This is a genomic window from Schaalia naturae, from assembly GCF_042665795.1.
GTDB classification, from domain to species: domain Bacteria; phylum Actinomycetota; class Actinomycetes; order Actinomycetales; family Actinomycetaceae; genus Pauljensenia; species Pauljensenia naturae.
The window spans coordinates 843,239-856,753 of sequence record NZ_JBHTEF010000001.1; the positions used below are offsets into that span (position 1 = coordinate 843,239).

General features: G+C 71.9%; 8 protein-coding genes. 5 read left to right on the top strand and 3 right to left on the bottom strand.

Annotation, left to right across the window (positions count from 1 at the left end; translation table 11 throughout):
• The first annotated feature begins 2 nt into the window (after positions 1-2).
• The 4 genes from ACFQWG_RS03690 to ACFQWG_RS03705 all read left to right on the top strand — a co-directional run bounded on the left by ACFQWG_RS03690 (position 3) and on the right by ACFQWG_RS03705 (position 7,524).
• On the top strand, positions 3-1,973 hold the full coding sequence (locus ACFQWG_RS03690; RefSeq protein ID WP_380976206.1) for an APC family permease: 1,971 nt from the start codon (positions 3-5) through the stop codon (positions 1,971-1,973).
• The gene (locus tag ACFQWG_RS03695) at positions 1,970-3,355 is read left to right on the top strand and encodes a class I SAM-dependent RNA methyltransferase (RefSeq protein WP_380972222.1); all 1,386 of its coding nucleotides are present in this window, start codon (positions 1,970-1,972) and stop codon (positions 3,353-3,355) included. The genes ACFQWG_RS03690 and ACFQWG_RS03695 overlap by 4 nt, the downstream gene beginning before the upstream one ends.
• A gap of 233 nt (positions 3,356-3,588) precedes the next feature.
• Positions 3,589-6,378, top strand: coding sequence for an aconitate hydratase AcnA (gene acnA, locus ACFQWG_RS03700; protein ID WP_380972224.1), 2,790 nt, complete (start codon positions 3,589-3,591; stop codon positions 6,376-6,378).
• 36 nt (positions 6,379-6,414) lie between these two features.
• Entirely contained in the window at positions 6,415-7,524 is a 1,110-nt protein-coding gene (locus ACFQWG_RS03705) for a serpin family protein (protein ID WP_380972226.1), read from the top strand.
• A gap of 27 nt (positions 7,525-7,551) precedes the next feature.
• Here the strand turns inward: ACFQWG_RS03705 and ACFQWG_RS03710 are convergent, their stop codons facing one another.
• Complete coding sequence (locus ACFQWG_RS03710) at positions 7,552-9,552, bottom strand: alpha/beta hydrolase family protein (RefSeq protein WP_380972228.1); 2,001 nt, start codon at positions 9,550-9,552, stop codon at positions 7,552-7,554.
• Positions 9,553-9,660: 108 nt separating this feature from the next.
• On the opposite strand from ACFQWG_RS03710, the gene dxs reads away from it, so the two are divergent.
• Positions 9,661-11,619, top strand: a complete 1,959-nt coding sequence (dxs, locus tag ACFQWG_RS03715; protein ID WP_380972230.1) for a 1-deoxy-D-xylulose-5-phosphate synthase — start codon at positions 9,661-9,663, stop codon at positions 11,617-11,619.
• A gap of 13 nt (positions 11,620-11,632) precedes the next feature.
• On the opposite strand, the gene ACFQWG_RS03720 is transcribed toward dxs, so the two are convergent.
• Positions 11,633-12,877 carry an HRDC domain-containing protein gene (locus tag ACFQWG_RS03720; protein ID WP_380972232.1) on the bottom strand — a complete coding sequence of 415 codons (1,245 nt, stop codon included), beginning with the start codon at positions 12,875-12,877 and terminating at the stop codon, positions 11,633-11,635.
• A 5-nt stretch (positions 12,878-12,882) separates the two neighbouring features.
• Positions 12,883-13,434 (bottom strand): DUF3000 domain-containing protein, encoded by a 552-nt coding sequence (locus tag ACFQWG_RS03725; RefSeq protein ID WP_380972234.1) that lies wholly within the window; start codon positions 13,432-13,434, stop codon positions 12,883-12,885.
• Positions 13,435-13,515 lie beyond the last annotated feature (81 nt).

Below are 13,515 nucleotides of genomic sequence, written 5' to 3' on the forward strand. Positions count from 1 at the left end.
CCATGAGGTCGGAGACCATGAGCGGCCAGCTGCTGCCCAAGCGCATCGCGCTTCCCGTCTTCGCCTCGGACGCCCTCTCCTCGGTGGCCTACGCCCCGGACGAGGTGCTGCTCACGCTCGCGCTGGCCGGGGGCGTGGCCGTCACCCGGTCGCTGTGGATCGGGGTCGCCGTCGTGGTCGTCCTGGCCACCGTCGTCCTCTCCTATCGCCAGACCGTCCACGCCTACCCGTCGGGCGGCGGGGACTACGAGGTGGTCTCCACGAACCTGGGCCCGACATGGGGCCTGGTCGTGGCCTCGGCTCTGCTGGTCGACTATGTCCTGACGGTGGCCGTGTCGATCTCCTCGGGCGCGCACTACGTCACGACCGCGGTGCCGCAGCTGGCGGGACAGGAGGTGCCGATCGCCGTCCTGCTGGTCCTGCTGCTCTCGGTCCTCAACCTGCGGGGCCTGCGCGACGCGGGCAGCGCCTTCGCGGCCCCGACGTACCTCTACATGGGCTCGATCGGGCTGCTCATCGCCGTGGGACTGGTCAAGATGGCGGCGGGCGACCTGCCGGACGCCCCGACCGCGGCCTACGAGGTGGTCGCCGATCCCTCCCACGCTGACGGCCTGGTCGGCCTGGGCGGAGCCTTCCTGCTCATGCGGGCCTTCTCCTCCGGGTGCGCCGCGCTGACCGGGGTCGAGGCGATCTCCAACGGCGTCCCGAACTTCCGCCGGCCGAAGTCGAAGAACGCGGCCACGACGCTGGCGCTGCTGGGCGGCATCGCGGCCGCGATGATGCTGTCGATCCTGTTCCTGGCTCGGCGCACCGGGGTGCTCATGGTCGAGGACCCGCAGACGCAGCTGCTGCTGAACGGCGCCCCCGTCGGCGCGGACGTGACCATCGATCCGGTCATCGGCCAGCTCGCCGTCGCCGTCTTCGGGCGCGGGACGCCCCTGTTCCTCCTGGTCACCGTCGTCACTGGCCTGATCCTGGTGCTGGCGGCCAATACCGCGTTCAACGGGTTCCCGACCCTGGCATCCGTGCTGTCGCGCGACTCGTTCCTTCCCCGCCAGCTCTACAAGCGGGGGGACCGGCTGTCCTACTCCAACGGGATCGGGGTGCTCACCGTCGGGGCGGTCCTGCTCATCGTCGTCTTCGACGCCCAGGTGACCCGCCTCATCCAGCTGTACATCGTCGGGGTGTTCGTCTCCTTCACGCTCTCGCAGCTGGGGATGATCCGCCACTGGAACCGCCAGCTGCGCCGCCCCCAGACGGGGCGCGAGCGCCGCTCGGTCCTGCGCTCCCGCGCGGTCAACATGTTCGGCTTCGCGATGACAGGCACGGTGCTGGTCATCGTCCTCATCACGAAGTTCACCCGCGGCGCATGGATCACGCTGCTGCTCATGGGGATCCTCTTCCTCATCCAGCGGGGCATCCGCCACCACTACGACTTCGTCCGCGAGCAGCTGCGGGTCCGGGACTACTCAGCGGGGCGCGCCCTGCCGTCCCGCGTCCACGCCCTGGTCCTCGTCTCGAACCTCGCGCGGCCCGCGATGCGCGCCGTCGCGACGGCGCGCGCCTCCTCGCCCTCGTCGCTGGAGCTGGTCAGCGTCGTCACCGACGACGAGGAGGAGCGGCGCGTTCTGCGAGAATGGGAGGAGTCGGGTCTGCCCGTGCCCCTCACCCTGCTGTCCTCGCCCTACCGAGACATCGAGCACGTGCTGGTCAGCTACATCCGCCATCAGCGGCGGCGCTCGCCCGGCGAGATGATCGTCGTCTACATCCCGCAGTTCCTCGTCTCCCACTGGTGGGAGAACATCATGCACAACCAGACCGCGATCCGGGTGCGTCAGGCCCTGCTCGCCATTCCCGGCGTCGTCATCACGACGGTGCCGTGGAAGCTGGGGGAGGACGCCGCCGTCGAGGGACGCCAACTGGTCAACGACCCCTTCAAGAGGGACGCGAGAGGAACCGGGGAGAACCGATGAGACACCGACCGCCCAGAGGCGTGCGCATGCGCCGAGCCGCCAACCGAGCGGAACCCGGGGAGGAGGAGGTCCTGGAGCTCACGCTGGGCGAGCCGGCCCACGGCGGCGCGTGCGTGGCCCGCGAGGAGTCCGGACGCGTGGTCTTCGTCCGCCACGGTCTGCCGGGGGAGCGGGTGCGCGCACGCGTGACGTCCACGCGCAACACCCTGGCGTGGGCGGAGGTGGCGGAGGTCCTCGACCCCTCCCCGGACCGCGTCCCCTCGGTGTGGCCGGAGGCCGGGCCCGGCGGCGTGGGCGGCGGGGAGCTGGCGCATGTGCGGCCCTCGGCCCAGCGCCGGTGGAAGGAGACGGTGCTCCGCGGGCAGCTGCGGCGGGTGGGGGGCGAGGCGCTCCTCGACGCCGTCACCGCGCTCGGTGGCGTGCGCGTCGACCCGACCCCGGGGGACGGGGACGAGGCCGACCCGCTGCTCGGGCGACGCACGCGGATCGAACTGGTCGTCACGCCGGACGGGCGGGCCGGCATGCACCGCTACCGCACGCGCGAGGTGGTCGGCGTGGAGGAGATGCCGCTGGCCGTCCCCGCCATCCAGGAGCTCGGGCTCTTCGGCTCGGACTCGCCGTGGGGCGGGGTATGGCGGGCGGGGGACCGGGTGCGCGCCGTCGCGCCGAACGGGGGGAAGGCCGTGCTCGTGGCCCCGTCGGGCGCGTGGGCCCTGCGCGAGGGGCGTCCGACCCGCGTGGAGGACGAGCCGCTGACATGGACGGTGCGCCGCCCGGGGGGCGCACCGGACGCGCAGGAGACGTTCTCGGTGCGCGCCCGCGGCTTCTGGCAGTCGCATGTGCGCGGCGCGGAGACGTTGGCCGAGGCCGTCATGCGCGCCTCCCAGGTCGCCGAGGGGGACCGCGTGATGGAGCTCTACTCCGGAGCCGGGTTGTTCACCCGTTTCCTCGCCCAGGCGGCGGGGCCGGCTGGGCGGGTCGCCTCCCTGGAGGGGGACGAGGGCGCCGTGGCCGACGCGACCGCGAACCTCGAGGGCTGGCCACAGGCGGAGACCTTCGTCGGCACGGTCGACGCCGCGGGCGTCCTGGAGCTCGCCGGCGAGCTGGGCGCCGGAGGAGCGTCCGAGGGGCGCGGCTCCGAGGCGGCGGCCGACGTCGTCGTGCTGGATCCGCCGCGTGCGGGCGCCGGACGCGAAGTGTGCCGGGCACTGTGCTCGCTCGGGGCGCCGCGCGTCGTCTTGGTGTCCTGCGACCCGGCTGCCGGCGCGCGCGACCTGCGCGCTCTGGTCGAGGGCGGGTACGCCCTCGAGTCCTTCGAGGCATGGGATCTGTTCCCCCACACGCACCACGTGGAGTTCGTGGCGGGCCTGACCCGGGGCTGAGCACCTCATTCGAGGTCCACCCGCGTGGTGGGGCGACGCGCCGGGCGTGGTCCGTCGTGGTCGCGGCGATCTGCTCGACGAGCGCACCTCTGGCGGCGTCGCGTCGAGCGACCCCGCCGGTGGTCGACGGCCGGGCGGTGCGCCGAGTTGCGCACGTGCCGTCAGGAAGATATCTTGATATCGAGATATCTGGCGCAGCCGCCGGTCACCCGTGCTTGCCGATTGGAGAGCCGATGTCATCCGTCAACACCTTCGATTCCCGCTCCACCCTGACCGTGGGCGGGAGGGCGTTCACCATCCACCGCCTCGACGCGGTGCCGGGACTGGACCGGCTTCCGTACTCCCTCAAGATCCTCGCGGAGAACCTCCTGCGCACCGAGGACGGAGCCAACGTCACCGCCGACCAGATCCGCGCCCTGGCCGGATGGGACCCGCAGGCCGAGCCCTCCACGGAGATCCAGTTCACCCCCGCCCGCGTCGTCATGCAGGACTTCACGGGCGTCCCCTGCATCGTCGATCTGGCCACGATGCGCGAGGCCGTCGCCGACCTGGGAGGGGACCCCGCCCGGATCAACCCCCTGGCGCCGGCCGAGATGGTCATCGACCACTCGGTCCAGATCGACGTCTTCGGCACCCCCGACGCCTTCGAGCGCAACGTCGACCGGGAGTATGAGCGCAACCGCGAGCGCTACCAGTTCCTGCGCTGGGGACAGGGGGCGTTCGAGAACTTCCGCGTGGTGCCCCCGGGGACCGGCATCGTCCACCAGGTCAACATCGAGTACCTGGCGCGCACGGTCTTCACCCGTGAGGAGCCGGACGGCACCGTCGCCGCCTACCCGGACACCTGCGTCGGCACTGACTCCCACACGACCATGGTCAACGGCCTGGGCGTCCTCGGATGGGGCGTGGGGGGCATCGAGGCCGAGGCCGCGATGCTCGGCCAGCCGGTGTCGATGCTGATCCCCCGCGTGGTCGGCTTCAAACTGTCCGGGTCGATCCCGTCCGGGGCGACGGCCACGGACGTCGTCCTCACCATCACCCAGATGCTGCGCCAGCACGGGGTCGTGGGCAAGTTCGTCGAGTTCTACGGCGAGGGCGTGGGGCAGGTGCCCCTAGCCAACCGGGCGACCATCGGGAACATGTCGCCCGAGTTCGGCTCGACCGCCGCGATCTTCCCGATCGACGGCATCACCCTCGACTACCTGCGGCTCACGGGCCGATCGGAGGACCAGGTCGCCCTCGTCGAGGCCTATGCGCGCGCGCAGGGCCTGTGGCACGACCCGGCCCACGAGGCCGTGTACTCGGAGTACCTGGAGCTCGACCTCTCGACGGTGGTCCCCTCGATCGCTGGACCCAAGCGTCCCCAGGACCGCATCGAGCTGTCCCGGGCGAAGGAGTCCTTCCGCGACACGATCGGCAACTACGTCGCCGACACGGAGCTGACGGAGCTGGACGACGCCCTGGAGGGAACCTTCCCCGCCTCCGACCCCTACGACGCGGGGCCCGGGACGGACGACGCCCGCCCCCACCACGAGGTCCCCGTCACGCTGGAGGATGGCACGCTCACCCGGCTGGACCACGGCGACGTGGCCATCGCCTCGATCACCTCGTGCACGAACACCTCGAACCCGTCGGTCATGCTGGCCGCCGGCCTGCTCGCCCGCAACGCGGTGGCACGGGGCCTGCGCTCGAAGCCCTGGGTCAAGACGTCGCTGGCGCCCGGATCGAAGGTCGTCACCGACTACTACGACAAGGCGGGGCTCTGGGACGACCTCAACGCGCTGGGTTTCAACCTGGTGGGCTACGGGTGCACGACATGCATCGGCAACTCCGGGCCCCTGCCTGCGCCCGTCTCCCAGGCGGTCACCGACAACGACCTCGCCGTCGTGTCCGTCCTCTCCGGCAACCGCAACTTCGAGGGACGCATCAACCCCGACGTCAAGATGAACTACCTGGCGTCCCCGCCCCTGGTCATCGCCTATGCCCTGGCGGGCACCATGGACTTCGACTTCAGCCGCCAGCCCCTGGGCCGGGACCCGCAGGGCCGTGACGTCTTCCTGGCCGACATCTGGCCGGATCCCGCCGAGGTCCAGGCGACGATCGACGCCACCGTCGACCGCTCGATGTTCGAGAAGGACTACGCGGACGTCTTCGCCGGCGACCACCGCTGGCAGGGGCTCGAGACGCCTGAGGGGAACACCTTCGCCTGGGATCCCGAGTCCACCTATGTCCGGCGCCCCCCCTATTTTGAGGGGATGCCGCTCAATCCGGAACCCGTCCGCGACATCCGCGGGGCTCGGGTCCTGCTCAAGCTCGGCGACTCGGTCACCACCGACCACATCTCACCGGCGGGGGCCTTCCGGCCGGAGACCCCGGCGGGTCGGTACCTGGTGGAGCGCGGCGTCGGGCGGCGCGATTTCAACTCCTACGGGTCCCGGCGCGGCAACCACGAGGTGATGATCCGAGGCACCTTCGCCAACATCCGCATCCGCAACGAGCTCGTGCCCGGCGTCGAAGGGGGTTTCACCCGCGACTTCACCGCCGGAGACGGCGATGCGGCGCCCATCGAGTCCGTCTACGAGGCGGCACAGCACTATCTCGCGGCCGGGACGCCGCTGGTGGTGCTGGGCGGCAAGGAGTACGGCTCCGGGTCGTCGCGCGACTGGGCGGCCAAGGGCACGTCGCTGCTGGGCGTGCGCGCGGTCATCACGGAGAGCTTCGAGCGGATCCACCGCTCCAACCTCATCGGCATGGGCGTGCTGCCGCTGCAGTTCCCGTCCGGGGAGTCGCGCGACTCGCTGGGGCTGACCGGCGAGGAGGCGTTCGACATCACCGGCATCGAGGCGCTCAACGCGGGGAAGACGCCGCCGACCGTCCACGTGCGCGCCGCGGACCCCCGGGGGCTGCGCAGGACGATCGAGTTCGAGGCCGTCGTGCGCATCGACACCCCCGGCGAGGCCGACTACTACCGCAACGGCGGCATCCTCCAGTACGTCCTGCGCCAGCTGGCCGCCCGTCCCTGACCGCGCGGCGCCGCCACGACCCGGGCGCTGTACGGAATGGGCCTGGCGGCGGTGGGCGAGGCCGTGGAGGGGAGCCCGGAGACGGCCAACGCGGTGTCCAGCCCGGTCGGCCTGTCCGCGATGCTCACCCAGATCGCGCAAGGGGCGGCCGGTCCGGCGGCGGAGGCGTTGGAGGCCGCCCTGGGAGGGGAGGGCGACGAGCTCGTCGATCAGTACCGGCAGGTTTGGGGCCTGTGGGCGCCCTGGACGGGAGACCCGGAGGCCGTTGCCGGGACGGAAGTGCCGGACGCGCCCGTCGTCGCCCTGGACGCCCGCGTGGTCGCCGACGACCAGACGCAGCTGGAGCCGTCATGGAGACGCGAACTGGCTGCGAGATGGGGGACGCCGGTGGACTCCCGGGACCTGCAGGCGCCGAGCGCGAAGGAGGATCTCGACCAGTGGGTGCGGGAGGCCACCGGGGGACTGGTGGAGCGCTCAGGTATCGGCCTGGATGACTCCTCGCGCATCGTCCTCCAGAATGCGCTCGTGTTCGGCGCAGCCTGGCAGTCGCCGTTCGACCCGGCGGACACGGAGTCGCAGCCGTTCACGCGGTCGGACGGCTCGACCGTCCCCGTGGACATGATGCACCAGGGCATGCGGGCGGCGGCCATCCGGGACGCCGGGTGGACGGCGGCCACGCTGCCCTACCAGGATCCGGAGCTGGTCGCCCACCTTCTCATGCCGGACGATCCGGACGCGGTGACGCCGGAGGGCGTGCTCGACCGTCTGGAGGCCCTCGACGAGGCGACCCCTGTCCAGGTGGCGCTCGGCGTGCCCACGGTGGACGCGTCGGGTCGGCAGGACCTCTATTCGACCCTGGACCGGCTGGGGCTGTCCGCGCTCTTCAGCGCGCCGGACCTCTCGGGAATCGGGCAGTCGGAAGGCCGGCCGCTGGCCCTCTCCCAGATGGCGTCCCAGACGGTCCTCATGATGGACGAGGCGGGAACGGTCGCGGCAGCGGTCCACGAGGCGCAGGTGGGAGTCACGTCAGCCGAGACCGGCGCGACGACGATCGCCTTCGACCACCCGTACCTCGTGGTCCTCGCCGATCGGACGACGAACACGCCGCTGATCCTGGCATGGATCGGGGACCCGTCGGCCTCCTGAGCGGCGGGGAGACGACCGTCGCGCCGCTCAGAGGTTCGCGACCTCGACCTCGGCGCCCCCGTCGGGCCCGAATCCCCAGACTTCCCCGTAGAAGCCGAGCTCGACAGCCCATGCCTGCCTGATGGTCTCGGCTCGGCGGAACCCGTGCCCCTCGCCGTCGAAGACGACCAGAGCCGTGCGCCGGCCGGCGGCCACCAGCGCGTCGTGCATCGAGCGGGCCTGGGCCGGCGGGACGACGGCGTCCTCGCTGCCCTGGAGGAGGAGCAGCGGGGCCGCGATCTTGTCGATGTGGAAGAGCGGGGAGCGCTCCCGCCACACGGGATCCGAGGGGTCGGAGGACCCCACCAGGCGGAAGGCGTAGCGCGACTCGAACTTGTGGGTGTCGCGAGCCAGCGCCCCCAGGTCCGACACGCCGTACAAGGACGTGCCCGCCGTGAAGACATCCGTCGACGCCAGGGCGGCCAGCGCCGTGAACCCGCCGGCGGAGGCACCGCGGACAGCGACGCGGGAGGGATCGACGAGGCCCTGCCGGATGAGGTAGCGGGCGCCGTCCGCGCAGTCGGCGACGTCCATGATCCCCCAGTTGCCGGTGAGCCGCTCCCGGTACTCGCGTCCCGCGCCCGTGGAGCCCCGGTAGTTGACGTCGAGGACGGCGAAGCCCCGCGACGTCCAGTACTGCCGCGCGATCGACAGGCCCGGGCGCGCGGAGGAGGTGGGGCCCCCGTGGACGTTGACGATGAGCGGAGGGAGGGTCCCCTCCGGCGCGACGAACCCGGGGTTGACGGGCGGGTAGTAGAAGCCGTGGGCCTGCTCGCCGTCGGAGGTCGGCCAGGAGAGGATCTGCGCGCAGGACACCATGCCCGGATCGATCTCTGCCTCGGTGGAGGGGCGGATCACGTGCGTCACCCCGTCGCGGATCTCGACGATCGCCGGGGCGTGGGTCGCGGAGTCGGCCAGGAGCACCACGCGTCCGTCCTCGGAGGCGACGTTGCCGATGGGCCACCATCCGGCGGACCACTCCTCCTCCAGGCCGTTGTCCAGCTGGACCGTTCCGATGTGCCACGTCATGTCCTCGGCCCACGAGCAGATGAGGCGGTTGTTGTCGAAGACGTCGTAGGAGTGCAGGCCCAGCTGCCAGTGGGGGTGGGAGAAGGCCTGACGCCCCGGATGCAGGGGCCGGGTGCGCAGGCGGGTGGTCCAGGCGTCGGCCTCCTCGCCGTCGCGCCAGACGAAGCCCTCCGTGCGGTAGAGGTTCGCCCATCCCGTCGAGTCGTCGACGTGGATGAGGTCCCCATCGGGCGTCCACCGGGGCTCGTAGACGCACACGTCCGGGCGGTCGACCAGGGTGACGGAGGTGCGGAGCTCCCCGGCGAAACCCAGTGCCGCGACGTGGAGGGCGGAACGCGTCCACGGCATCTCCGGGTGGTTCCACGTCAGCCAGGCGATCTTCGTGCCATCGGGGGACACGGAGGGCGACTCGACGAAGTCCGTGCCGGAGAACACGGTCTGCACCAGGGAGGCGTCGCGTCCGGCCAGCCCGTCCAGCGGGATGGCGACCAGGGTGTTCACGGGCTCGCCGGATCCCGAATGGTCCTCGGCCACGGCGTAGACGAGGCCGCGCGCCTCATCGAACTCGAAGTCGCCGTAGCGGACCTTGGACAACGGGGTGAGGGGGATGAGCCCGCGGGTCGGCGTGCGGACGTCGTAACGGTAGACGCGGCCGTCGAAGCCGTCGGAGAAGACGATGACGCCGTCGCGCACCGCATAGGCGCGCCCCCCGTACTCGTGGACCCGCGTACGCACGTCGGGCAGGCGCACCCCGTCGATCATCGGCAAGACCTCGGAGGTCTGGCCCAGTGAGGTGCGTCGCAGGAGGACGTTGCGCCCAGCCTCCTTAGGGTGGCCCTCCACCCAGTAGGTGTCAGGCCCATCGACCCTGACCTGGGACAGGGAGACACTGCGGGCGGTGAAGGATTCCCCGGTGATGGGGGACTTCCACCCGCCGTAGGGAGCGACAGCAGGAGACATCGAGCACCTCTTCGTTTCCGTGAGCGCGGGCCCGGCGCCGACGGCGCCAGTGGCTCCGATCATATCCACCCGCAGGCCATCCGACCCGGCTCATCTAGAATCGGCCCCATGGTCCTCCCAGACAATGCTGATGAGCTTCCCCTGCTCTCGCGGGTGCATCGTCCCAGCGACCTTCAGCGGTTCACGCCGGCCGAGCTGGTCGACCTGGCCCAGGAGATCCGCAGGTACCTCATCGCCTCCGTGTCGCGCACCGGCGGGCACCTGGGCCCGAACCTGGGGGTCGTGGAGCTGACGATCGCCCTGCACCGCGTCTTCGACTCTCCCCGGGACTCCCTGGTCTTCGACACCGGTCACCAGACCTACGTCCACAAGCTGCTCACCGGACGTCAGGACTTCTCTCGGCTGCGCCAGCGCGGAGGACTGTCGGGATACGCCTCACGGGCCGAGTCCCCGCACGACGTCGTCGAGAATTCCCACGCCTCGGCGTCGCTGGCGTGGGCGGACGGCATCTCGCGGGAGAAGCGCCGCCGCGGCGACCCGTCGTGGACGGTGGCCGTCATCGGCGACGGGGCGCTGACCGGCGGCATGGCCTGGGAGGCGCTGAACTCCATCGCCGCGGAGGAGGACCGCCGCCTCGTGGTCGTCGTCAACGACAACGGGCGTTCCTATGCGCCGACCGTCGGGGGGCTCGCCCACCACCTGGACGCCCTGCGGACCTCTCAGCAGTACGAGCGGACCCTGGCGTGGGGGAAGAGGACGCTGCTGTCCCTGGGGGATCCGGGCCGGGCCGCCTACGACGCCCTGCACGGGCTGAAGACCGGCCTCAAGGACGTCCTCGCCCCTCAGGCGATGTTCGAGGACCTCGGCCTGAAGTACCTCGGGCCGGTGGACGGCCATGACGAGGTCGCCCTGGAGACCGCGCTGGGCCGGGCCCGAGCGGTCAGGGGCCCCGTGCTGGTCCACGCCATCACGGAGAAGGGACGGGGCTACACGCCGGCCGAGGAGGACCTGGCGGACCGGTTCCACGCGGTGGGCCGCATCCACCCGGAGACGGGCCTGCCCGTCGAGCCCCAGCGCTTCGGGTGGACCAGCGTCTTCGCCGACGAGATCGTGAGGATCGCCCGGCGCCGCGACGACGTCGTGGGCCTCACCGCGGCGATGATGCAGCCCGTGGGCCTGGGGCCGATGGCGGCGGAGTTCCCGGACCGGGTCATCGACGTGGGCATCGCCGAGCAGCTGGCGGTCACGTCTGCGGCCGGGATGGCCTTCAAGGGCGCCCACCCGGTGGTCGCCGTCTACGCGACCTTCCTCAACCGCGCCTTCGACCAGGTCCTCATGGACGTCGGCCTGCATCGGGCGGGCGTCACTTTCGCCCTGGATCGGGCCGGGATCACCGGGGACGACGGCCCCTCCCACAACGGTATGTGGGACATCTCGATGCTGCAGGTCGTCCCCGGGCTGCGCCTGGCGGCCCCGCGCGACGAGGCGACGCTGCGCGAGGAGCTCAACGAGGCGGTCGAGGTGCCAGACGCTCCCACAGCGGTGCGCTATCCCAAGGGGCCTCTGCCCCGGCCCCTGCCCGCCCTGCGCCGGGTGGGCGCGGTCGACGTGCTGGCGGAGCCCGGCGGGGAGCCGGACGGGGCGGCCGCCCCGTCCGCCCGGGTGCTCCTCGTCGCCGCCGGATCCCTGGTGCCGGAGGCGCTGGAGGCGGCGGACGCCCTGGCGGCGGAGCGGGTCGCCGTCACGGTGGTCGATCCCCGCTGGATCGTCCCGGTGCCCCGGGACGTCGTCGACCTCGCCCGCAAGGGGGCGGACCTGGTGGTCACCGTCGAGGACGGCGTCCTCGAGGGCGGATTCGGGTGGGCCGTGCGCGACGCCCTGAGCGAGTCGGGCATCCCCGTGCAGACCCTGGGCATCCCCCGCAGGTACCTCGAACAGGGACGGCGCTCCGCACTGCAGGCGGAGCTCGGGCTGGACGCGGTCGGGATCGCGGCCTCGGTGGGCTCGCGCCTGGCGAGGATGGGGCGGGTCGCCCCGGTGCCGTCGGCGGCCGACCTGGCGGAGTGATGCCGTCCCCGCCTCAGTCGGACAGAGCCTCGGCGAGGGGCAGGGACATCAGGGCCGCCTGCCAGGGCCGTGCCCCGCACTCCCCGAGGCGCTCGGCCACGGCTTCTGAGGCGGGGAGCGCGGGATCCAGGGGCGCCCACGCCAGGAAACGCTGGTCGCGCGGTTCGAGCACCACATCGGGGGAGATCCCGAGGGATCCGGCGACCTGCGCCGTGGCGGCGCGCACGGCCTGGAGCCTGTCGTGGGCGTCGGGGTCGAGCCTCGCCCAGTGCCGGGCGTCGGGGATCGACCCGGGCTGGTGGTCGGCGTGGCGCGGGGGGAGGTCCGTGTCGTTGAGCAGCGTCGCCCGGCGGATCGCCCGCAGCCATGCGTCCGTGTAGGGCCGCGTCCGGGGGGATCGGAACTCGGAGATGGACAGGAGCTCGCGTCGGTTGCTGGGCGGCTGCTGGGCGGCGCGCACCAGCGCCGCGTTGCGGACCAGGCGTCCCGGGGACAGGTCGATGTCGCGGGCGATCGCCTCGCGTGCCTCCCACAGCTCGCGCAGGACCGCCAGGCCGCGTCTGGTGCGGATCTTGCCGGCGCCGGGGACGCTGCGCCAGCGATCCGGCCGTGGAGGGGGCGTGGGACGGGAGGCGACGTGGGCGAACTCCTCCAGGGCCCACTCCCAGCGGCCCAAGCCCTCCAGGCGCCGCGACATCCGGTGGTAGAGCTCGGTGAGGAGCTCGACGTCAAGGGCCGCGTACCGCAGCCAGTCGGGGGGCAGCGGACGCACCGACCAGTCCGAGGCCTGATGGTCCTTGGCGAGGTCCAGCCCGAGGATCTGCTGGCTGACGGCGGCCAAGCCGAAGCGCTCGAGGCCCAGCAGACGTGCGGCGACCTCCGTGTCGAAGAGCTCACGGGGGTGCAAGCCCGTCTGGGCCAAGTTAGGGAGGTCCTGTGCGGCGTCATGGAGGATCCACACGGCGTCGCTGATGGGGCGAAGGCAGGAGAGGTCGGGCAGCGCCTGGGTGTCGATGAGGAACGTGCCGACGTCTTCGCGCCGGATCTGGACCAGATAGGGGTCTGCGCCGTAGCGGAATCCCTGGGCCCGCTCGACGTCGAGGGCCACGGGCTGGGAGCTGCGGGCCAGGGCGCCGGCCGCTTCGCGGAGGTCCTCGGGGCGGTCCACCACCCCCGGTACGCCGCCGCGCGGCTCGGCGATGAGGACGGGATCCTCCGTGTCGCCCCGGGGCAGGCCGAGGCGATTGTCGATTCTCACTGTATTCAGGCCTCTTCGAGGTAATGCCGGGGAGTGATGCCGGAGGCCCGGCACATGAGGTCGGACCACGCCCGCAGATGCTCTCCCAGCCACGGGGTCACCGGGGTCCACGACGCGCGCAATTCCGCGTGGAGCACCGCTCCGCGCAGCTCCAGGCCGCCGAAGGACTCCGAGAACTCGCGCGTGACCGTCCCGGTGAGGTCATGGTAGCCCGCCCCGGCCTCATCGAGGGACTCCCCGGCGAACGCCCACAGGGCCTCGCCGAGCAGGGGATCGGAGCCCATCTCGGAGTCGATCTGGGTGCGCAGCTGGGCGACGAGGCGGAACGTGCCGTTCCACCCGATCTGCTCAGCGGGGTCGTGGAGCACCACGAAACGGCCTGACGCCAGGGGTTGGCCATGCTCCTCGCGCACGGTGCGCAAGGCGATCGCGGCCGTCCATGGCGCGAGGCGGCGGGGCGGGGGGACCTCCTCGAGTTCCACCTCCGAGTTCCGCGCCTGCTCGCGCAGACTGAGAAGAGCCGTGAGGAAGTCCTCAGGCACCGGTGGCTGCGTCACCTGCCCAGGGTACGTTCGAGGACGCCGCCGGACCTGGGGCCACGCCGGGAGGCGCGGACTGGAACTGTGAGAATCCTGTGA